We start from the raw sequence: 19,848 nt of genomic DNA, 5'->3' as shown, positions 1-19,848 counted from the left end.
CGGGCGGCGAGCCGACCGGGGCGGCGGCGGGCGCGCCCGGGCGCGGGGCCGGGGAGGCGGTGGCGCCGGGCGGGCGCGCCGGCGCGCGGCCCGGCTGCAGGCCGATGCTCACGGCCTGGAGGATGGAGGGCTCCTGCGGGTTCTCGGGCACGAGGCCGAGCACGGGCGCGATCCGCGCGATCACCGCGCCTGCGGCCGGCGCCGCGACCCAGCCCGCCGTCGCGTAGCCGTGGGAGCGCGCGTTCGGGTTCGGCTCGTCCACCATCACGTAGATGGCGTAGCGCGGCGCGTTCATCGGGAAGGCGCCGACGAAGGCCGCGATGCGCTTGTTCGGCAGGTAGCCGCCGCGCGGGCCGGTCTTCTGCGCCGTGCCGGTCTTGCCGCCGACGAAGTAGCCGGCGACATCCGCGCCCTTGCCCGAGCCGTCCGTCACCACCAGCCGCATGAGGCGGCGCATGGTCTCCGACGTGCGCTCGCTGATGACGCGCGTGCCCTCGCGGACGGTGCCGGGCGGCTGCGCGAGCAGCGTCGGCTGGCGGAGGATGCCGCCGTTGGCGACGGCCGAGATGCCGGTCACGACGTGCAGCGGCGTCACCGAGATGCCGTGGCCAAAGGAGATCGTCATCATGTTGATGTCGCGCCAGCCGTTCGCCGGCGGCACCAGCGGCAGCGCCGTCTCGGTGATCTCGATCCCCTGGCGGGAGAGCATGCCCATGCGCTGCATGAACTCGCGCTGCCGCTGGGGCCCGAAGCCCTGCGCCATGTGCGCGGCGCCGAGGTTGGAGGAGTAGGCGAGCACCTCGGGGAAGCTCAGCCAGCGCCCCTTGCCCTTGTAGTCGCTGATCGTGAAGCGCCCGTAGCGGATCGGGGCGGAGGCGTTGAAGCTGCTCGTGGCCACGTTGGCCGTGCCGTATTCGAGGGCCGCCGCGGCCGTCAGAAGCTTGAAGGTGGAGCCGGGCTCGTAGGTGCCGACGGTCACGCGGTTGAAGCGCTGCTCGGTCGTGGCGGCGCCGATGTCGCCCGCGTCGTAGTCGGGCAGGGACACCATGGCGATGACCTCGCCGGTGTTGATGTCGAGCACCACCCCCGCGCCGCCGATGCCCGTGTACTCGTCGATCGCCTTCGCGACGGCGTCGCGCAGCGCGAGCTGCACGCGGATGTCGACCGAGATCCGCAGCGGGTCGTGCGGCCGCGCGCGCAGGCGCTCGTCGTGGTAGCGCTCCATGCCCGACAGGCCCGCGCCGTCCACGTCGACGTTGCCGAGCACGTGCACCGCGGCCCGCCCCTGCGGGTAGTAGCGGCGCTCGCCCTCCTCGAAGTGCAGCCCGGCGATGCCGAGGTCGTTCACCGCCTGCTTCTCGCGCGGCGTCAGCGCGCGCGCGAGGTAGGAGAACTGCCGCTCGCCCGAGAGCCGCCCGACCAGCCGGTCGCGGTCGAGCTGCGGCAGCACGCGCGCGAGCCGGGCCGCGACCTCCGCCGGGTTCTCGATCTGGCGCGGGTTGGCGTAGAGCGCGGTCACCGGAAGCGAGACCGCCAGGATCTCCCCGTTGCGGTCGGTAATGGAGGCGCGCCCCGTCACGGGGTCGGGCAGCGGCACCGTCGCCATCTCGCGCGCGGCCATGCGGCGCGGCTCGCGCGGGTCGAGCACCGTCGCGATGGAGAGCTTCAGCCCGACGGCGCCGAAGAGCAGCCCGAAGCCGGCGGCGGCGAGAACGAGGCGGCCGCGGCTGCGCTCGAGGATCGCGCGGCGGGCGAGGTCGGGCTGGCCCGCGCGGGCGCTGCGGCGCGAATCCGTCACGCGCGCCGCCCGCACCGGCTCGCGGAGCTGGTAGGCGGGCGCCGCGTGGGGGTCGGGGGCCGGCATGGTCACCGCCGGCGGTCCGGCGTCGCCGCGTTGGCGCTGGCGACCGGCACCGGCGGCGCGAGCGCCGCGCGGCCCGCGAAGACGGACCCGAGCGCCGAGGCCGCCTCGCCGGAGCGGGCCGAGGTTTGGGTCTGGGCAACGCCCGGCGCCGGGGCTCCCGCCGGGCCCGCGGCCGGTGCGCGCATATGCAGGGCGGTGCGCAGCAGCGCCGGCGGCTGCGGGGGCGCGCTGAGGTTCATGCGGTCCACCTCGCGCTCGGTCATGCGGATGTCGGTCGAGCGGTCGAGCGGGCGGATGGGGGCGACGAGCGCGCGCGGCGCCTTCGCCTCGGCCGGCCGCGCCTCCGGCGCCCGGGTCTCGGGGCCACGGGGCTCGGGCAGGCGCGCCTCGGCCGGCTGCGCCGGGGGCGGCGCCGGCAGCGCGGGCGCCGCCATGCGCTCCGCGGCCGCGCCGCGCTCGGGCAGCGCCGGGCGGGACGGGGCCGGCGCGCGATCGGGGGCGCGCTCCGCCGTCCGCTCGGGCGCCTTCTCCGCGGGGCGCTCGGCCGCCGGGCGCGCCACGGCCATCTGCAGCGCGCGCGGCGGCGCGGGCAGGGGCACGACGGAGACGGAGGGGGCGGCCTGGGCCGGCGGCGTCACCGCGGACTGGGCGACGCGCGCCGCGGCGTTGGCCGCCGCCACCAGCGCGGCCGCGATCGGCGCCGTGCTCGCCGCGGACGCGGGCGTCGCGGTCGTCGCCGCGTCGGCCGCCGAGGCCACCGCCGCCTGCGCGCTGCCCGGCCCGAAGAGGCTCGGCGCGCCCGCGAAGGCGACGGGGGCGGGAAGGCGGCGCTCGAGGTCGGCGGGGCGCACGAACTGCTCGGTCCGCATGACGTCGAGCGGAAGGTTGCGCGTGGCGGCGGCGCGCAGGCGCTCGGGCTCGTTCAGCAGCGCCCACTCCGCGCGCAGCACCGCCGTGCGCTCGCGGGCAAGCTCGGTCTGCTTCACCGTGTCGCGCAGCGTGCGCTCGAGCTGCGAGACCTCGTGCTTCACGCCGTAGAGGTGAAGCCCGGCCCCCGCGGCGGCCATGAGCGAGAGGAAGGTGAGCGGGCGAATCATGCGGCGGCGCGCCTCTCGATAGCGCGCAGCCGTGCCGACCGCGCGCGTGGATTCGACTTGGACTCTGCCACGGAAGGCCGCAGAGCGGTGCTGGTCAGAAGGCGAAAATCCGCCTTATTTTTGTTTCTTAGCAAGGAGGAGGGATCGAATCGCGACGCGCCCGGAGTCCGTCCCGCCGCGTCTCGCATGAAGCGCTTCACGATGCGATCCTCGAGCGAGTGAAAAGACACGACGACGAGCCTTCCGCCGGGCGCGAGCAGGCGGATCGCGGCGTCGAGTCCCCGCTCCACCTCGCCCAGCTCGTCGTTCACGCGCAGCCGCAGCGCCTGGAAGGAGCGCGTCGCGCTGTCCATGCCCGAGGGGTCGCGCGGCATCACTTGGTGGATGGCGGCCGCGAGCTGCATCGTCGTCTCGAAGGGCGCGTCGCCGCGGGCGGCCACGATCTTGCGCGCGATGCGGCGGGAGTACCGCTCCTCGCCGAGCTCCCAGAGCAGGTCAGCCAGCTCGCGCTCTGGCAGCGTGTTCACCAGCTCGGCCGCCGTCGGGCCGGACTTCTCCATCCGCATGTCGAGCGGCCCGTCGGCGCGGAGCGAGAAGCCGCGCTCCGCCTCGTCGATCTGGTAGGAGGAGACGCCGAGGTCGAGCACGACGCCGTCCAGCGCCTCGACCCCGCGCGCGGCCATCAGCGACAGCATCTCGCCGAAGCGCCCCTCGACCAGGTGCAGCCGCCCCGGGAAGCGCGCGACGAGGGCCGCCCCGCGCGCGATCGCCTCGGGGTCGCGGTCCACGGCGTAGAGGGTGCAGCCGGCGGCCGAGAGGATGGCGTTCGCGTAGCCGCCGCCGCCGAAGGTGCCGTCGAGGTAGGTCGCGCCGTCGCGGGGCGCGAGCGTCGCCAGCACCTCCGCCAGCATCACCGGCACGTGGCCGCCGCCCGTGGGGTCGGGCGCGACCCGGGGGGAGTGGGCCTCGCTCATGCCGCGCGCCCGTCGGTCGCCGCGCGGGGCGCGGGCACGGTCAGGCCGCGCTCGCGGGCGCGCTGGCGGGCCTCGGCGACGCGCTTGGCGGCCGCGGCGGGCTCCCAGATCTGGAAGGAGGTGCCCCGCCCCATGAAGGTCACGGCCTCGCCGAGCGCCGCATGGGCGACGGCGTCCTCGGCCAGCATCACGCGGCCGTCGCCGTCAGGGCGCATCGGGTAGGAGTCGGCGAAGAGGCTGAGCGAGAGGTCGTCATGGGCCTCCGAGAAGACCTCAAGCTGGTTCAGCCCGCTGGCCATGGTCGTGAAGGTCGTCAGCGGCCAGGCCTCGATGCAGGGATCGGTGTGGGACAGGCGAAGCACCAGGTCCGGGCAGCCCATGCGCTCCAGCGCAGCGCGGAAGGACGCCGGGACGGAAACCCGTCCCTTGCGATCCAGCTTGCCCGTGAAGCTGCCCATGAACTGGGTCATCCGCTGGACGTCCGCCCCCTCGCGGTCGCACCGGGCGATCTAGGTGTTCCCCTTCATCAAGTGGCCGGCGAGGCCCCCCGACCCCGCCGGCTCACCCGACCATCCCGCCAGCCCCTCGCCCCCCTCAGGTCCGGGCCCTTGCGGGATGCCGTGGGATAACATGGGCCGGCATGGGCAAACAAGCGTGATTGCACCCGCGTGACCAAGTGTTGCCATGGAGCAACGCTTTGCATTCCTGAGCAATTCAATCGGTTATACGGTGTCCTTGCCGGCTCGCGGCAGGAAAATGCCAGACGGCCTGTAAGCCGGGTTCTGTCGGTCCTTGCGGACCGGGCGACCATTCCTCTGGAGTCCCTGTCGCCAGGAACTTCTCGCGGCCAACCCGGATGGCGGGGCGGGAAGGCCCCTGGCGGCGAGCCCTTCCGGGCTCCCTCCGGCCATCCCTATTCGGCCTTGCTCCCGGTGGGGTTTACCGTGCCGCCCCTGTCGCCAGGGGCGCGGTGGGCTCTTACCCCACCGTTTCACCCTTACCCGCGGGCCTTTCGGCGACGCGGGCGGTCTTTTCTCTGTGGCACTGTCCCTGGGGTCGCCCCCGCCGGTCGTTAACCGGCACCGTCTTCTCGTGGAGCCCGGACTTTCCTCCACCGCCCCCAGGAATGACCCATGGGGGCTGGCAGCGGTCGCCCGGCCGTCTGGCGCGCCGGGTATGCGACTCGGAGGGGGACGGGTCAAGCAGCGGATGGAGTCGAGGCCGCAACTAACCGGGGGTTGTGCGACTCGGGCGCCGTTCTCCCGCCCCGCTCCCGTCATGGCACCGTCGAAGCGCCGGTCTTGCTCTCCCCCACCCCGCCGGCCGGCGCGAGCCGGAACAAGGCCTTCGGCCCGGCCGCGGCGTCCCTGACCTTCCCGGGGAGCCTCGCCTCACCCCGGTGCAACGGCATCCCCGGCCGCAACCGGCAGTTAGAGGGACGCGACGCCCCCTCAGGCCGGCAGCCGAAGGGGGAACCCCGTGTCCAGCGCCCCCGCCACGTCCAGCGGCCGGCGCAGCAGCCCGAACTCCACCGCGCGGTCGGCCGCGTCCTGAAGCTCGGCGACGACGGCGTCGTCGAGCGGGATCGCGCGCGTCCGTTGCACCCCGAAGGCGCGGCGCACGGCCTCTTCGGGCAGACGCGTCAGCCGGGCGTTGCTCGCGGCGTAGTCAGGAAGGTGCCCCTCCGCCCAGGCCCAGCCCTGGCCCTGCCGCGCCATCAGCGCCGCGAGCTGCGGTCGCCGGGCGCGCAGCGCGTTCTCGTGGGCGGCCAGGAAGCTGATGGTGGGCGTGAGGCCGATGCCGTCGAGCAGCACCCGCGCGCCGAAGCGCTCCACCTCGAGGGAGACGTAGGGCTCCCAGATCGCCCAGGCGTCCACGGCGCCGGAGCGGAAGGCGAGCGCCGCCTCGGCCGGGCCGAGGAAGACGTGCTCCACCGCCCCCGGCTCCAGCCCCTCCCGCTTGAGCGCCGCGCGCACCAGGAACTGCCCCCAGCCGCCGCGGTTCCCGGCCACGCGCCGGCCGCGCAGGTCCGCGAGGGTGCGGAAGCCGGAATCAGCCCGCACCACGATCGCCTGGGACCGCGGGTCGGCCCGCGTCGCGGCGTAGGCGCGGAGCGGCGCGCCCGAGGCGAAGACGGTCAGGAAGGCGAGGTCCCCCATGTTGCCCACGTCGAGCGCGTCCGCCGAGAGCGCCTCCAGCAGCGGGGCGGCCGCCGGGAACTCGCTCCACGCGATCGGGAAGTCGAGCCCCGCCCCGGCCCCGGAGGCCTCCAGCAGGGAGCGCAGTCCCCCCTTCTGGTTGCCGACCCGCAGCGCGGCCGGCGCGGCGCGCAGCACGGCCGGGGCCGCCGGCAGCCCGGCCGGGGCGAGCAGGGAGGCGAGGAGGAGGGAGCGTCGGGAGGGGTTCTTGCGCATGCGCGCATCCTTCCCGCCCTGCATCTGCCGCGAAAGAGCGGGGAGAAGGCGAAGATTTCCCGGAAACAGCGGCCTTGTCCTCCGCGCGTAAGGGCGCGTGGAACGGCCGCCCTCCCGCTCGCCTCAGCCCGCCTCGGCGAGCGCCAGCACGGCCTCCAGCCGCGCGAGCGTCCCCGCGTCGGCGCGCCCGCCGCACTCCTCCTGCCGCCAGTGGCGCTGGAAGGCGACGAGCGCGACCTCGGGCCGCGCGGGGTCCACGGGATAGCCGATCTGCCGCAGCAGCCCGGCCGCCCGCTCTATCCCCCCCGGCACGGCGGAGAGGTCGCCCCCCTCCACCCCCTCGGGCCAGAGCCCGACGCCGAGCGAGGCCAGCCCTTGCCAGTCGAACAGCTCCCCCGGGTCGCGCTTGCGGTCGGGCGCCACGTCGCTGTGGGCGACGACGTTGCGCGCGGGAATGGGGTGGCGGGCCAGGATCCCGAGGCAGAGATCGGCCACCGCCGCCATCTGCAGCGCCGGGAAGTCGCGGTAGCCGCAGGAATGGCCGGGGTTCACCACCTCGATGCCGATGCTGCGCCCGTTCAGCCGGTCGTGCCCGCGCCAGTGGGAGACGCCCGCGTGGAAGGCCCGCCGCGCCTCCGGCACCAGGCGGAAGACCTCCCCGTCCTCCTCCACGACGTAGTGGGCGGAGACCTTGGCGGTGGGGTCGCGCAGCCGCTCGATCGCCGCGGCCCCGCTCTCCATGTCCGTGTAGTGGAGGATGAGGGTGTCGACCGGCACGCCCTCGGGCCGGTCGTCCTGGTTGGGGCTGGGCACGTCCCGGATGGCCGGCACGCCCTCGCTCGGCACCAGCGGCAGCACGGCGCCGCCCCGCGCCCGCGCGCCCGGCGGGCCGCGGAGGGGGCCGCGCCGCGCGGTCACGCCGCGCGCCCCAGGACCGCGCGCCCGCTCACAGCTTGCGCTCCCGCTTGATGCGGTCCCAGGCCGCGTTGATGTCGGCCACCTTGCCGGCGGCGCGGCGGACGGCCTCGGCGGGCAGGCCGCGGGCGGTCATGCTGTCCGGGTGGTTCTCGCGCATGAGGCCCTTCCAGGTGTCGCGCACCTGCTGGTCGGTCGCGTTCCGCGGCAGGCCGAGCACGGCGTAGGGGTCCGGCCCCTCCTGCTCCAGCCGCGCGCCCGGGCTCGGCCGGCCGAGCCGCGCGCGCTCCCAGGCGGCGGCGTCGAGGCCCATCCGCGCGTGCATCCCGCCGAGGAAGGCCAGCTCCGCCCGGTTCACCGGCCCGTCGGCCTCGGCGATGCGGAACAGCGCGCCGAGCACGTCCTCCAGCACGTGGCGCTCCTCGGCGAAGGCGGCGCCCAGGCGCTCGGCGTAGGGCTCCGCACCCTCCGCCTGGTCCCGCGCGCGGTCGAACAGCTGCGCCACCTCGCGCATGTTCTCGGGCGGGATGCGGAAGGCGCGCTTGAAGGCGTCGATCTCCTCCCGCTTCACCGGCCCGTCGCACTTGGCGAGCTTGGCGGAGAGCACGACGACGGAGACCGCGAAAAGGCTCTCGCGCGAGCCGAGCATCGCCGCGATCCGCGCGCCGTCGAGGCCCGGCAGGCCGGGGAAGCCGCGGCCGATCGTGCCCTCGTCCGCCGCGTGGCCGAGCGCGCTGCCCAGCACGGCGCCCGCGGGCCCGCCCATGGCGAAGCCGACCGCGCCGCCGATGATCTTGCCCCAGAAGCCCATCCGTTCTCCGTCACCGGCCCGGCACGCGCCCGGCCCCCAAGCCTATGCCCCGAAACCCGCCGCGCCGGAAGCGCGGCCGCGCCCCGCCGCTTCCTTGCCGCCCGGCCCCGCCTCAAGCATGTTCCACGCCACGGATTCGGCACGTTCCAGCCGGGCGGAGGTGCGTTGTCAGGTAACGGGACCAGCGGGCGCGGGCTGCGCGGCCATCCGCGCCGCGATCACCGGCGCGCGCGCGGCCGTCGCGGCCCCGCCGCCGGGCCGGGCCCACGACGCCGGGGTCGCGCCTGAGATGCGCCGGCGCCCGTTCCGCCTCCTCGCCGCCGCCCTCCTCCTTCCCGCCGTCCTTCTCGGCGCGCTCTGGGCGGCCCCCCTCTTCACGGACTGGACGGCGCGGCGGGACCAGCTCGCCGAACTCGCCTCCGCCCGCCTCGGCCGCCCCGTCACCCTCCACGGCCCCGTCCGCCTCCGCCTGCTGCCCCACCCCGTCGTCGAGGCCGAGGGCGTCACCCTCGGGGCCTCGAACGATCCCGGCGGCGATAACCTCGCCTTCTCGGCCGGGGCGCTGCGGCTGCGGGTGGACGGCGGCGCCCTCCTGCTCGGGCGGATCGCGCCGAGGGAGGTCGCGCTGGTCGGCGCGGAGCTCCGCCTGCCCTGGCCGCCCAGCGACGCCGCCGGCCTGCCGGGCGGCCTCTCCGCCCTCTCGGCGGAGCTCGTGGACAGCCGCCTCATCCTCGGCAGCCTGCGCCTTGACGCCGTCCAGGCCCGGCTGACCGCGGGCGACGCCGCGCGCGGCCTGCGCGCCGAGGGCCGCTTCGCCTGGAACGGCCTCGCCTGGCGCTTCGACGCGGTGCTCGGCCGCCCCGGCTTCGACGGCATCACCCCCGTCGAGCTGAACCTCGCCATGGGCGACGCCGCCCTTTCCGCCCGCGGCGTCCTCACGCCCGACGGCACGCTGGAGGGGACCATCGAGACCGCGGGGCCGGACCTCTCCCTCTTCGTGCCCGGCCCGCCCGGCCCCTTCCGCGCCCGTGGGCGGCTGACGGTCGCGGCGGAGCTCCTCGCGGCCGATGACCTCGCGATCGACATCGCGGGCAGCCCGGCCCGCGGCGCGCTCACGCTGCGCCTCCTGCCCGAGGCGCGGCTGGACGCGGCGCTGCAGGCGGGGCGGATCGACCTCGACGCCTGGCTCGGCGCGCTCCGCCAGCGGCCGGGCACGATCCCCCTCGGCCTCGACCTCTCGGCGGAGGCGGCGACCTTCCGCGGCATCCCGCTGCGCCGCCTCCGCGCGGCCGTCTCGCGGGACGGCGCGGCGGCGGAGGGGGCGGCGAGCCGGATCGCCCTCTCGGACGTCTCGGCCCTCCTGCCCGGCAACACCGCGGTGGATCTCCGCGGCGCCGTCACCGGGGAGCGGCTGGAGGCGACGGCGCGCTTCGCCGGCACCGACCTCCGCGCCACGATCGACTCCCTCGGCGCGGCGCTCGGCCTCGGCACGGACTGGATCGCGCCCGCCCGCCTCCGCGGGGGCGAGGGGCGGGCGCGCCTCGTGGTGGAGCCGGGCTCGGTCGCCGTGCCGGAGCTGACGGCCACGATCGACAACGCCCGCGTCTCCGGCGCCGGCGTGCTGCGCCAGGGGCCGCGGCCGGCGCTCGGCCTCGGCCTTAACCTCGACACGCTCGACCTCGAGGGCTGGCTCCGCCCCGGCCTCGACTGGCCGACCGCCAGCCGCATGCTCGGCGGCATCGACGCCAACCTCCGCCTCGCCGCCGAGCGCGTGCGGGGCGGCGGCGTGACGCTGGAGCGCGCCTCGCTCGACGGCGCGCTGGAGAACGGCCGCCTCACGCTCCGCCGCCTCGCCGGGCGGGTGGCGGGGGGCGACCTCGCGGCCTCCGGCACCGCGACCCTCGGCGCGAGCCCCCGCCTCTCCGACGTGACGGTCGAGCTGGCCGCGCCGAACGGCCGCGCCCTCGCGGCCCTCCTGCCCGCGGGCTGGGCGCCCGGTAGCGGCCTGGCGGAGGAGGCGCTGGCGCTCCGCGCCACCCTCAACGGCGCGCCCGAGGCCCTCGCCGCCCAGCTCGGCATCGATCTCGGCGAGGCGCGGCTGGAGGCGGGCGGCACGCTCGACCTCCCGGGCCGCAAGGGCGCCGGGAACCTCACGCTCCGCCACCCCGGGGCGCCCCGCTTCCTCGCCGACGCCCTCGGCCTCGACCCCGGCGAGTGGGTGGGGCAGGGCTCGCTCTCCCTTGTCGCCGGCCTCGCCGCGGGGCCGCAGGGCGTCTCGGCGGAGCGCTTCGACCTCGTCGCCGGCGGCTTCCGCGCGAGCGGCGCCCTCTCCCTCGCCCTGGACGGCCCGCGGCCGCGCCTGTCCGGGCGCGTGGCGGCCGAGAACCTGCTGCTGCCCGCCGTCCCCTGGGCCAGCCGCGCGCCGCTGCCGCTGCTCGCGCTGCGCGCCGCCGACGCGGAGCTGGCCGTCTCCGTCGCCCGCCTCGAGCCCGCGGGGCTGCCGCCGCTGCGCGACCTCCGCGGCCGGCTGCGCCTCCTCGCCGGCGTCCTCTCGCTGGAGGAGGCCGAGGCCTCGCTGGAGCCGGGGACGCTCCGCGGCACCGCGACGCTCGACGCCGCCGGCGACGTCCCGCGCGCCACCCTCGCCGCGACGCTCCGCGGCGCCCCGATCAGCGGTCCCGTCCTCGGCCTGCCGCTCGACCTCGTGGCCGGCGAGGCCGATGCCGAGGCCCGGCTGGCGGCGGAGGGCAGCAGCCCCGCCACCCTCCTCGCGACCCTCTCGGGCGAGGCCTCGCTCGCCGCCACCCGCGGCGTGCTCGCCGGCCTCGACGCCGCCGCGGCCGGGCGCGCCGCCGCGGCGGGCGACGAGGCCGGGCTCCGCGCCGCGCTCGCCGGCGGCGCCACCGGCTTCGACAGCCTCGCCCTCCGCGCCGCCGTCTCGGCCGGCCGCGCCACCCTCGCGGAGGGCACGGCGACGGGGGAGGGGGTGGCCCTGACCCTGCGCGGGGACCTGGACCTGCCCCGCGCCGCCCTCGACCTCCTGGCGGTCGAGGCGCCGGGGGAGGGGGTGCCGCCCGTGGGCGTCCGGCTCACCGGGTCCGTCGCCCAGCCCCGTCGCATCGCCGACCTCGCCGCCTGGCTCCGTTGGCGGGCTGAGCGCTAGCGCGCCACCCGCAGCGCCAGCACCCGCAGCGCCGAGGCGAGCGGAAGCGACGGATCGTCCCGCGCCGCGTCCGCCGCCGCCACCAGCCGCAGCAGCGGCTCCCCGCGCCGCGCCGCCTCCGCCTCCAGCACCGACCAGAACTCCGGCTCCAGCGCCACCGAGGTGCGGTGGCCGGCGAGCGTGAAGGACCGCTTCACGAGGTGCCCGGCCACGCGCGCCTCAGCCGCCGGCCAGCGTCGCCCCCGGGCGCGTCATCTCCTCGGGCCGCACCCAGCGGTCGAAGTCCTCGCCCTTCACGTGGCCGAGCCTCTCCGCGGCGTCGCGCAGCGTCAGGTTCTCGGCGAGCGCCTTCTTCCCGATCTGCACGGCCTTGTCGTAGCCGATGCGCGGGTTCAGCGCCGTCACCAGCATGAGGGACTTGGCGAGGTTCTCGGCGATGCGGTCCCGGTTGGGCTCGAGCTTGTCCACCATGTTGCGGGCGAAGCTCTCGGCCGCGTCCCCCAGCAGCGTCGCGGACTGCAGCACGGCCTGGATGATCACGGGCTTGAAGACGTTCAGCTCGAGGTGGCCCTGCATCCCCGCGACGGTCACCGTCGTCGTGTTCCCCATCACCTGCGCGCAGACCATCGTCAGCGCCTCCGACTGCGTCGGGTTCGTCTTGCCGGGCATGATGGAGGAGGAGAGCCCGTCCGCCGGGATCACCAGCTCGGAAAAACCCGCCCGCGGCCCGGAGCCGAGCAGCCGGACGTCGTTCGCGACCTTGGTCAGCGACACCGCCACCGTGCTCATCGCGCCCTGGAGCGCCACGAACGCGTCATGCGCCATCATCCCCTCGAAGGGGTTCGGGTGGGCCACGAAGGGCAGGCCGGTGAGGTCCGCCATCCGCTCCGCGAAGGCGCGGGCGAAGTCCGGGTGGGTGTTCAGCCCCGTCCCCGCGGCCGTGCCGCCCTGGGGCAGGCGCATCAGGTCCGGCAGCGCCGCCTTCACCCTGATGATGCCGAGCTCCACCTGCATCGCCCAGGCCGCGAATTCCTGGCCGAGCGTGACCGGCACCGCGTCCATGAGGTGCGTGCGGCCGAGCTTGACGATCCCCGACCACTCCTCCGCCCGGCGCGCCAGGCTGGCGTGCAGCGCCTCCAGCCCCGGCACCAGGCGGCGCGTCACGGCCTCGGCGGCGGCGACGTGCATGACCGCCGGGAAGCTGTCGTTGGAGGACTGGCCGCGGTTGACGTGGTCGTTGGGGTGCACCGGCTTGCGGCTGCCCAGCGGCTGGCCGAGCGACTGGTTCGCGCGGTTCGAGATCACCTCGTTCGCGTTCATGTTCGTCTGCGTGCCGGAGCCGGTCTGCCAGACCGGCAGCGGGAAGTCGGCGTCGCGCTCGTTCGCGGCCACCTCGCCCGCCGCGGCGATGATGGGGTCCGCGATCTCGGCGGGCAGCTCGCCCAGCGCCTTGTTCGCCTCCGCCGCCGCCCTCTTCTGCAGGCCCACCGCGCGGATGAGGGGCGGCGGGAAGACCTCGGAGCCGATGCGGAACAGGCGGCGCGCCCGCTCCGTCTGCGGGCCCCAGAGACGGTCGGCCGCGATCTCGATCGTGCCGAGGGAGTCGGTTTCGGTGCGGGTGGCCTGGCTGTCTGACATGCGGCCCAGTTGGGGCACCGCCCCCGCCCATCCAACCCGTGAGGGGCGGGCGCCCGATGATCAGCGCGTGATCAGTGCCAGCCGTCCACCCGCGCCCAGCGCCCGGCCGGCCGCCCCGCGCCGTCCACCACGTCGTAGGCGCCGTAGCCCCCGGCGGCGGTCAGGCAGGCGTGGTTCGGGTAGACCCGCACCCGGCTGCCCACCGGCAGCCGCCCGAACCAGGAGGGGTCCGGCACCGGCACCGTGCCGTGCTCCTGGTGGACGATGGTCACGTGCAGCGGCAGCGCCGCGCCGGTCTCCGCGTCGGCCAGGCGCCCGTAGGCGGTCTCGGGCGCGAAGGCGTTGGCCGTGACGTCCTTCGACAGCGCCAGCGCCCCGGCATCCAGGATCAGCGCCCCGGCCGCCCGGTTGTGCCCGATGACGGTCGAGACGACCGAGAGCGCCAGCTCCTCCCAGCCGCAGAGGCCCCGCGACATCTGCGCGAGGTCCCAGAAGAGCGAGACCCCCGCCCGCACCTCGGTGACGCCCTCGAGGTGCCTTGCGTGCAGCAGCGTGGGCGTGGACCCCACCGAGACCACCGGCGCCGGCATCCCCGCGCCCCGGATGGCCTCCGCCGCCGCGACCGCCGCCGCCCGCTCCTCCTCCGCCACCGCGGCCAGGCGCGCGGGATCGTCGGTCGCGTAGGAATGGCCCCCGTGCGTCATCACGCCCGCGAGCCGCAGGCGGCGCGCCCCGTGGATCGCCCGCGCGACGGCCAGCGCCCCCTCCGGCGGGACCCCCGCGCGGTGCTCGCCGCAATCGACCTCGACCAGCACCTCGTGCGCCGCCGTCGCGGCCTCGTCGAGCTGCCGCGCCATCTCCGGGCTGTCCACCACCAGCAGCAGCCGCGTGCCGTGCGCGCGCGCCAGCGCCTCGGCCCGCGGCAGGCGCGCGGGGATGGCCGTGGCCGCGAGGAGAATGTCGGCGGCCGCCTCGGACGCGGCCAGCGCCTCCGCCTCCTTCATGGTGGAGACCGTCGCCGGCCCCGGCGCGCCCCCGTGCGAGAGCCGCGCCACCTCCACGGACTTCGCGGTCTTGAAGTGCGGCCGGAAGGCGACGCCCAGCGCCGCCGCCCGCGCCCGCAGCCGCGCCGCGTTGGCCTCCAGCCGCGCGCGGTCGAGCCGCAGCCGCGGCGTGTCGGCCGCCTCCATCAGAGGGACGCGTCCCCGTAGGAGGAGATCTCGATGAGGTTCCCGTCGGGGTCGCGGCAGTAGACGGAGTTGAGCGTGCCGAGCGCGCCCGCCTTCTCCACGGGGCCGAGCTCGATCGTGATGCCGCACTCCCGGAGGTGCGAGACCACGTCCTCGGCCGGCATGGTCACGATGAAGCAGAGGTCGTTGCCGCCGGGCGCGGCCGACACCCCCGTGAACCAGTCCTCCTGCGTCGCCTCCTGCGGGCGGAGGTTGATCTTCTGGCCGCCGAAGCGCAGCGCCGTGCGGTTCTGCGGCCCGAAGCTGTCCATCTCCATGCCGAGGACGCGCTGGTACCAGTTCGCGCTGGTCTCCACGTCGCTGCAGGTGATGACGAGGTGGTCCAGGCGGTCCACGGCGAAGCGCATCGGTCGTTTCCTCAGAAGGGGATCAGGGGGTCGCGTGGGACAGGCGCGCGGTGGCCTCGATCTCGATCCGCATGGCGTCGGTCTGCAGCCCCGCGTGGATGAGGGTGGAGGCCGGGCGGCTCTCGCCAAAGTGCCGCCGCAGGATGGGCCAGCAGGGCTCCCAGTCCGCCCGGTTCGGCACGATGAAGAGCAGCCGCACGATGTCGGGCAGCGTCGCGCCGGCCTCGGCCAGCGCGGCCTCGATGTTGCGCAGCGCCTGCTCGCACTGCGCCTCGACGCCGTCGGCGATGGTCATGCTCGCGTAGTCGTAGCCGGTGGTGCCGGAGACGAAGACCGTGTCCCCGTCCACCACCGCGCGCGAGTAGCCGATCTCCCGCTCGAAGCGGGAGCCGGAGGAGATCAGGCGGCGCACCGGCCCTGCCTCACTCGAGCCCGTCGTAGAAGTCGTGGCCCTTGTCGTCGACCACGATGAAGGCCGGGAAGTCCTCCACCTCGATCCGCCACACCGCCTCCATGCCGAGCTCCGGGTATTCCAGCACCTCGACCTTGCGGATGCAGTCCTGCGCCAGCCGCGCCGCGGGACCGCCGACGGAGCCGAGATAGAAGCCGCCGTTCCTCTGGCAGCTCTCCGTCACGGCCTTGGAGCGGTTGCCCTTGGCGAGCATCACCAGCGACCCGCCGGCCGCCTGGAACTCACCGACATAGGAGTCCATCCGCCCGGCCGTCGTCGGCCCGAAGGAGCCGGTCGCCATGCCCTCCGGCGTCTTGGCGGGCCCGGCGTAATAGACGGGGTGGTCCTTGATGTAGTCCGGCAGCCCCGCGCCGCTGTCCAGCCGCTCCTTGAGCTTCGCGTGGGCGATGTCGCGGGCCACCACGATGGTGCCGTTCAGCGAGACGCGGGTGGAGACCGGGTGCTTGGACAGCTCCGCCCGGATCTCCGCCATCGGGCGGTTGAGGTCGATCCGCACCACCTCGCCCGCCTCGGGCACGCCCTCGGTCTGGTCGGGCAGGAAGCGCGCGGGGTCGTGCTCGAGGTCCTCGAGGAACACGCCCTCGGCCGTGATCTTCGCCTTGATCTGCCGGTCGGCCGAGCAGGACACGCCGATGCCGATCGGCAGGCTCGCCCCGTGCCGCGGCAGGCGGATGATCCGCACGTCGTGGCAGAAGTACTTGCCGCCGAACTGCGCGCCGATGCCGAGGTTCTGCGTCAGCTTGTGGACCTCCGCCTCCAGCGCGCGGTCGCGAAAGGCATGGCCCGCGCGGCTGCCGGCCTCGGGCAGCGTGTCGTAGTAGCGGGTGGAGGCCATCTTCACCGTCTTGAGGTTCGCCTCGGCCGAGGTGCCGCCGATGACGATCGCCAGGTGATAGGGCGGGCAGGCGCTGGTCCCGAGCGTCCGGATCTTCTCCTCCAGGAAGGCGAGCAGCTTCGGCTTGTTCAGCACGGCGCGCGTTTGCTGGTACAGGAAGGTCTTGTTGGCGGAACCGCCGCCCTTGAGGATGAACTGCAGGAAGAACTCGTCCGCGTGGTAGTCGCCGGGCGAGGCGTAGATGTCGAACTGCACCGGCAGGTTGTTGCCGGTGTTCACCTCCTCGAACATCGTCAGCGGCGCCATCTGGGAGTAGCGCAGGTTCGTCTCGGTGTAGGTGCGGTGCACCCCGTAGGAGAGCGCCTCCTCCTCGTCGCCCTCCACCCAGACGCGCTGGCCCTTCTTGCCGAAGACGATCGCCGTGCCCGTGTCCTGGCACATCGGCAGCTTGCCGCCGGCCGCGATGTTCGCGTTCTTCAGCAGGTCGAGCGCCACGAACCGGTCGTTCGCGCTCGCCTCCGGGTCCTTGAGGATGTTCGCGAGCTGCTGCAGGTGCCCCGGGCGCAGCAGGTGCGACACGTCGCGGCAGGCCTGGAAGGCGAGCCCCTCCAGCGCCTCCGGCTTGATGCGGAGGATCGTCTTGCCTTCCACCTCGAGGGTGGAGACGCCCCCGATGTCGAGCTTGCGGTAGGGGGTGGTGTCCTCGGCCAGCGGGAACATCGGGCTGAACAGGAAGCCCTCGCTCCGCTGGGAGACGGGCATCCCCGCGTCGGCCTCGGCCCCGGCATGGGTCGCGACGGGGGTGGCGGTCTCGCTCGCGCCAGGGGGGACCGGCGGCTGGCCGGCGTCGAGGGTGTTGGAGCTCACGGGGCGGCTCTCCGGCTGGAAGCCCGGCGCGTCCGGGCGGCGCGGCCGGCCGCACGCGTGCCGCGGCCGGGCCTTGCTTGGAAACGGTGCCCCTTAGCGCGCCCCCGGCCCCCGCGCCAGCGGGGGAGGGAGGGGCCGGGGCCCGCCCTACTCGCGGGTCGGGCGGCGGCGGAAGGCGTCCAGGCTCACGACCTGGGCGGGGGTCTCGGGCTTCGGCGCGGGGGCCTCGGGCAGGGAAGGGGGGGCCTCCTCCTCCTCCACCTGGTCCGCCATGGCCTCGGCGTCGCCCTCGGCCGCGCTCGTCTCGCCGAAGCGCAGCCCCACCCGCACATGCGGGTCCCAGAAGGCGACGAGGGCCGCGAAGGGGATCACGAGCGTCGAGGCGACGCCGCCGAAGGAGAGGCCGACCGAAATCTTGGCCTCCGCTCGGTCCACCTTCAGGTCCCAGAACTGGTGCTGCAGGACGATCGTCATCTCCTGCGGGTAGCGGGCCTTCAGGTGTCCCGGCACCTTCGTGTCGGGGTGGTCGGTGCGGAAGGTGAGGTAGAAGTGGTGCTCCCCCGGCAGGCCGTTCCTCGCCGCGAACTCGAGCGCGCGGAGGGCCACGTTCCGCATGGCCTCCTCGGTCCAGCGGTCGTAGGGCAGCAAACTCTCGGGGGGCGGCGCTTGCTCGCTCATGCGCGGGTCGTGTCCAAGTCAGGTCCGGGGGGGATTTCCCCCTTCATAGGACATCCCCCCAACGCGGCATAGCAGCGCGGCGAGCGAGGGGGGCGAAGGGCGTCAGGTGGGGGGATTCTGTTGCCCCGTTCCCCCCGGACGGCGCTTACCTATCTCTAGGCAGCGAGCGCCATGGTCTCGCGACCATTATCGTTGGCACTTGTGATTTAGCCCGATAACGGCGGTACAATGCCGGGCAAAAGACACGTCTTTACCGCGCGCGTCGAGCCTGTTTCGCCCCCATGCTTCCCTCGGAAAAGCCCGGAGGCTTCGCCGAACCCGCTGATAAGGCGGGGAAGGAATGGTGGAGGCGCCGGGTACTGCCCCCGGGTCCGCAACGCTTATTCCACGAGCCGTTTATCGCCATAGCCGCCCGAAGGAGGCCCGACCCATATAGCGCGGTCGCCCCCCGATTGCGAGGGGGCAGGCCCGCCCCTCAAACGACCTTGTAGACCCGGATGCAGACCGCCGCCCGCGCCGGGCGCAGGCTGTCGAGGGTGCCGACATAGACCCCCCGGTTCAGCCAGGCGTGCGGCCCCTCCGGCGCCGTGATCTCCAGCGTCGAGAAGGCGTAGCGCGGCCCCCCTTGGGGGTCGTCCACCAGCACGCGGTTGCGCACCGTGATCACCGCCCCGTCCTCCGCCCGCAGCTCGTAGAGCGCGTCGAGCTGCCGCACCCCGTCGTGCCGGACGAGCTGCCGGTCGGCGCCCCCGGGCAGGACGGTCCCCCGGATCCGCGGTCCCTCGAAGGTGCCGCCGGTGATCGGCACCATCCGCCGCTCGCCGAGCGGCGAGTCTCCCAGCATCATCGTCGGCGCGAGGTCGCAGACGGCCTCGTAGACGAACTCCGTCCGCGGCAGCACCAGCGGCACCGCCCCGGCCATCGGCGGCGCGTAGGGCGGCGGGGACTGCGCGGCTACCGGCCCCGCCACCGGCCCGGCCGCCGCGAGCGCGACGCCCGCCACCAGGGCCCGGCGCCCTCCACCCCGCGGCGCGGGCGCGCCCCCCTCGGCATCGGCCACGGCAGCCCCTCCCTCTTTCCGGCCCGGCGGTGGACCCGCGGGGCTCATGCACCGCGGCAACATGCCCGCCGCGCCTTCCGCGCGTCGAGCCTGGAAGGCTCCGCCGGACCTTTCGCCGCCACCCCGCCGCCGCTAAACCGCCGCTCGTGCCGCCGGCCACGGTGGCGGCCGCCGGGGGATCGCGCGATGGAACTGACGGAAACCCAGCGGCAGGAGCTGGCCGAGGCCGAGGCGCAGCGCCACGAGACCCGCCGCCCCGTCTCCCCGGGGCTGGAGGCGATGCTCTTCCGCCCGCTCCCCGTCCTCGACCACGGCTTCGTCCGCGTGGTGGACTATATGGGCGACGACAGCGCGGTGGTGCAGGCCGCCCGCGTCTCCTACGGCCGCGGCACGCGGGCCGCCAACGAGGACCGCGGCCTCATCCGCTACCTCATGCGCCACCGCCACTCCACGCCCTTCGAGATGTGCGAGATCAAGTACCACGTGAAGCTGCCCATCTTCGTGGCGCGGCAGTGGATCCGCCACCGCATGGCGAACATCAACGAGTACTCGGCCCGCTACTCCATCCTCGACCGCGAGTTCTACCTTCCCGCGCCGGAGCAGCTGGCCGCCCAGTCCGCCGTCAACCGCCAGGGCCGCGGCGCCGTGCTGGAGGGCGACCAGGCCGCCCATGTGCTGGACCTCCTGCGCGAGGACGCGACCCGCAACTACGACCACTACCTCGAGATGCTGAACGAGGACGCCGAGGGCCGCGTCATCGAGGAGGGCCGCACCGGCCTCGCCCGCGAGCTCGCCCGCATGAACCTCACGCTCAACGCCTATACCCAGTGGTACTGGAAGGCGGACCTGCACAACCTCCTGAACTTCCTCGCGCTCCGCGCCGATTCCCACGCGCAGTACGAGATCCGCGTCTACGCCGACGCCATGCTGGACACCGTCAAGGCCTGGGTCCCCCTCGTCCACGAGGCCTTCCGCGACTACCGCCAGGGCGCCGTCACCCTGTCCGCCCAGATGCTCGCGGTCGTCCGCGGCATCGCCGCCGGCGCCGACCCGCGGCAGGAGGGCAGCGGGCTGTCGAAGCGGGAGTGGCGGGAGCTGATGGCCATGCTCGGCCGCGAGGCCTGACGCCCCGTCCATGGCCCGGACGCCCGCCAAGCCCGAGCCCCGCCCCGCCGCCCGGCCCCGCGGCAAGGCGCCCGCCCGCCCGGCGCGCGCCCCCCGCGGGAAGGGCGCGCTCGGCCAGAGCCTGGCCCGGCGGGCCTGGGGGGGCGGCCCCTCCTGGCTCGCCGTCGCCCTCCTCGTCCTCGCGGTCCTCGTCCTCCTGCCCATCGCCGCCGCGGTGCTCGGCGACGTCTGGGCGGTGATCCTCGGCGCCCTCCTGGGCGGCTTCGCCCTCGGCCGCGCGACGGCGCGCTGACCGGCGCGCGGCCGCGACACCCAGGCGCCCTCCCGCGCGTTCCGGA

18 protein-coding genes and 2 other RNA genes are annotated in these 19,848 nt (G+C 75.2%); 3 read left to right on the top strand and 17 right to left on the bottom strand.

Features of this window, described 5'->3' with window-relative positions:
- From EAH89_RS23250 to EAH89_RS23215, 8 genes are all read right to left on the bottom strand, one after another.
- Nucleotides 1-1,864 (bottom strand): peptidoglycan D,D-transpeptidase FtsI family protein (locus EAH89_RS23250; RefSeq protein ID WP_241667168.1); only part of this gene is annotated, 1,864 nt, incomplete at its 3' end.
- A gap of 2 nt (nucleotides 1,865-1,866) precedes the next feature.
- Nucleotides 1,867-2,961, bottom strand: coding sequence for a cell division protein FtsL (gene ftsL, locus EAH89_RS23245; RefSeq protein ID WP_140886095.1), 1,095 nt, complete (start codon nucleotides 2,959-2,961; stop codon nucleotides 1,867-1,869).
- Nucleotides 2,958-3,935 (bottom strand): 16S rRNA (cytosine(1402)-N(4))-methyltransferase RsmH, encoded by a 978-nt coding sequence (gene rsmH / locus EAH89_RS23240; protein WP_241667166.1) that lies wholly within the window; start codon nucleotides 3,933-3,935, stop codon nucleotides 2,958-2,960. The genes ftsL and rsmH overlap by 4 nt, the downstream gene beginning before the upstream one ends.
- On the bottom strand, nucleotides 3,932-4,405 hold the full coding sequence (gene mraZ, locus EAH89_RS23235; protein WP_140886094.1) for a division/cell wall cluster transcriptional repressor MraZ: 474 nt from the start codon (nucleotides 4,403-4,405) through the stop codon (nucleotides 3,932-3,934). The genes rsmH and mraZ overlap by 4 nt, the downstream gene beginning before the upstream one ends.
- 285 nt (nucleotides 4,406-4,690) lie before the next feature.
- Nucleotides 4,691-5,101, bottom strand: an RNA gene (rnpB, locus tag EAH89_RS23230) — RNase P RNA component class A.
- A gap of 285 nt (nucleotides 5,102-5,386) precedes the next feature.
- Nucleotides 5,387-6,349, bottom strand: coding sequence for an aliphatic sulfonate ABC transporter substrate-binding protein (locus EAH89_RS23225; protein ID WP_140886093.1), 963 nt, complete (start codon nucleotides 6,347-6,349; stop codon nucleotides 5,387-5,389).
- Between the two features lie 123 nt (nucleotides 6,350-6,472).
- Nucleotides 6,473-7,204 carry an N-acetylmuramoyl-L-alanine amidase gene (locus EAH89_RS23220; protein WP_456306528.1) on the bottom strand — a complete coding sequence of 244 codons (732 nt, stop codon included), beginning with the start codon at nucleotides 7,202-7,204 and terminating at the stop codon, nucleotides 6,473-6,475.
- Between the two features lie 91 nt (nucleotides 7,205-7,295).
- Entirely contained in the window at nucleotides 7,296-8,075 is a 780-nt protein-coding gene (locus EAH89_RS23215; RefSeq protein ID WP_140886092.1) for a TerB family tellurite resistance protein, read from the bottom strand.
- Between the two features lie 118 nt (nucleotides 8,076-8,193).
- Between EAH89_RS23215 and EAH89_RS23210 the strand changes: the two genes are divergently transcribed.
- Entirely contained in the window at nucleotides 8,194-11,238 is a 3,045-nt protein-coding gene (locus EAH89_RS23210; protein ID WP_140886091.1) for an AsmA family protein, read from the top strand.
- Here the strand turns inward: EAH89_RS23210 and EAH89_RS23205 are convergent.
- The 9 genes from EAH89_RS23205 to EAH89_RS23165 form a co-directional block, all read right to left on the bottom strand.
- Nucleotides 11,235-11,450, bottom strand: a complete 216-nt coding sequence (locus EAH89_RS23205; RefSeq protein WP_140886090.1) for a ribbon-helix-helix domain-containing protein — start codon at nucleotides 11,448-11,450, stop codon at nucleotides 11,235-11,237. The genes EAH89_RS23210 and EAH89_RS23205 overlap by 4 nt on opposite strands.
- A gap of 7 nt (nucleotides 11,451-11,457) precedes the next feature.
- Complete coding sequence (locus EAH89_RS23200) at nucleotides 11,458-12,876, bottom strand: class II fumarate hydratase (protein WP_140886089.1); 1,419 nt, start codon at nucleotides 12,874-12,876, stop codon at nucleotides 11,458-11,460.
- A 71-nt stretch (nucleotides 12,877-12,947) separates the two neighbouring features.
- Complete coding sequence (locus EAH89_RS23195; RefSeq protein ID WP_140886088.1) at nucleotides 12,948-14,066, bottom strand: alanine racemase; 1,119 nt, start codon at nucleotides 14,064-14,066, stop codon at nucleotides 12,948-12,950.
- On the bottom strand, nucleotides 14,066-14,473 hold the full coding sequence (locus EAH89_RS23190) for a VOC family protein (RefSeq protein WP_140886087.1): 408 nt from the start codon (nucleotides 14,471-14,473) through the stop codon (nucleotides 14,066-14,068). The genes EAH89_RS23195 and EAH89_RS23190 overlap by 1 nt, the downstream gene beginning before the upstream one ends.
- A gap of 22 nt (nucleotides 14,474-14,495) precedes the next feature.
- Entirely contained in the window at nucleotides 14,496-14,885 is a 390-nt protein-coding gene (locus EAH89_RS23185; RefSeq protein ID WP_140886086.1) for a RidA family protein, read from the bottom strand.
- 10 nt (nucleotides 14,886-14,895) lie between these two features.
- Nucleotides 14,896-16,542: a fumarate hydratase gene (locus EAH89_RS23180; protein WP_140886103.1), complete on the bottom strand. Its 1,647-nt coding sequence runs from the start codon at nucleotides 16,540-16,542 to the stop codon at nucleotides 14,896-14,898.
- A gap of 252 nt (nucleotides 16,543-16,794) precedes the next feature.
- Nucleotides 16,795-17,325: an SspB family protein gene (locus EAH89_RS23175; protein WP_140886085.1), complete on the bottom strand. Its 531-nt coding sequence runs from the start codon at nucleotides 17,323-17,325 to the stop codon at nucleotides 16,795-16,797.
- Nucleotides 17,326-17,430: 105 nt separating this feature from the next.
- Nucleotides 17,431-17,787, bottom strand: a transfer-messenger RNA (tmRNA) gene (ssrA, locus tag EAH89_RS23170).
- A 13-nt stretch (nucleotides 17,788-17,800) separates the two neighbouring features.
- The gene (locus EAH89_RS23165; protein WP_241667165.1) at nucleotides 17,801-18,385 is read right to left on the bottom strand and encodes a DUF3237 domain-containing protein; all 585 of its coding nucleotides are present in this window, start codon (nucleotides 18,383-18,385) and stop codon (nucleotides 17,801-17,803) included.
- A 186-nt stretch (nucleotides 18,386-18,571) separates the two neighbouring features.
- On the opposite strand from EAH89_RS23165, the gene thyX reads away from it, so the two are divergent.
- A complete protein-coding gene (gene thyX / locus EAH89_RS23160) occupies nucleotides 18,572-19,510 on the top strand; it encodes an FAD-dependent thymidylate synthase (protein ID WP_140886084.1) in 939 nt (312 codons plus the stop codon).
- 10 nt (nucleotides 19,511-19,520) lie between these two features.
- The gene (locus EAH89_RS23155; RefSeq protein ID WP_140886083.1) at nucleotides 19,521-19,802 is read left to right on the top strand and encodes a hypothetical protein; all 282 of its coding nucleotides are present in this window, start codon (nucleotides 19,521-19,523) and stop codon (nucleotides 19,800-19,802) included.
- The last annotated feature ends 46 nt before the right edge of the window (nucleotides 19,803-19,848 follow it).

Source organism: Muricoccus nepalensis (assembly GCF_006438825.1).
GTDB classification, from domain to species: Bacteria; Pseudomonadota; Alphaproteobacteria; order Acetobacterales; family Acetobacteraceae; genus Roseomonas; species Roseomonas nepalensis.
The sequence above is the reverse complement of the archived record's forward strand: the minus strand, read 5'-3'. Positions and strand labels throughout refer to the sequence as shown.

Bases quoted from the DNA above. Each gene is read 5' to 3' on its own strand.
- ftsL (WP_140886095.1), bottom strand. From the start codon at position 2,961: ATGATTCGCCCGCTCACCTTCCTCTCGCTCATGGCCGCCGCGGGGGCC.
- rsmH (WP_241667166.1), bottom strand. From the start codon at position 3,935: ATGAGCGAGGCCCACTCCCCCCGGGTCGCGCCCGACCCCACGGGCGGC.
- mraZ (WP_140886094.1), bottom strand. From the start codon at position 4,405: ATGACCCAGTTCATGGGCAGCTTCACGGGCAAGCTGGATCGCAAGGGA.
- EAH89_RS23225 (WP_140886093.1), bottom strand. From the start codon at position 6,349: ATGCGCAAGAACCCCTCCCGACGCTCCCTCCTCCTCGCCTCCCTGCTC.
- EAH89_RS23215 (WP_140886092.1), bottom strand. From the start codon at position 8,075: ATGGGCTTCTGGGGCAAGATCATCGGCGGCGCGGTCGGCTTCGCCATG.
- EAH89_RS23210 (WP_140886091.1), top strand. From the start codon at position 8,194: ATGTTCCACGCCACGGATTCGGCACGTTCCAGCCGGGCGGAGGTGCGT.
- EAH89_RS23200 (WP_140886089.1), bottom strand. From the start codon at position 12,876: ATGTCAGACAGCCAGGCCACCCGCACCGAAACCGACTCCCTCGGCACG.
- EAH89_RS23195 (WP_140886088.1), bottom strand. From the start codon at position 14,066: ATGGAGGCGGCCGACACGCCGCGGCTGCGGCTCGACCGCGCGCGGCTG.
- EAH89_RS23190 (WP_140886087.1), bottom strand. From the start codon at position 14,473: ATGCGCTTCGCCGTGGACCGCCTGGACCACCTCGTCATCACCTGCAGC.
- EAH89_RS23180 (WP_140886103.1), bottom strand. From the start codon at position 16,542: ATGCCCGTCTCCCAGCGGAGCGAGGGCTTCCTGTTCAGCCCGATGTTC.
- EAH89_RS23175 (WP_140886085.1), bottom strand. From the start codon at position 17,325: ATGAGCGAGCAAGCGCCGCCCCCCGAGAGTTTGCTGCCCTACGACCGC.
- thyX (WP_140886084.1), top strand. From the start codon at position 18,572: ATGGAACTGACGGAAACCCAGCGGCAGGAGCTGGCCGAGGCCGAGGCG.
- EAH89_RS23155 (WP_140886083.1), top strand. From the start codon at position 19,521: ATGGCCCGGACGCCCGCCAAGCCCGAGCCCCGCCCCGCCGCCCGGCCC.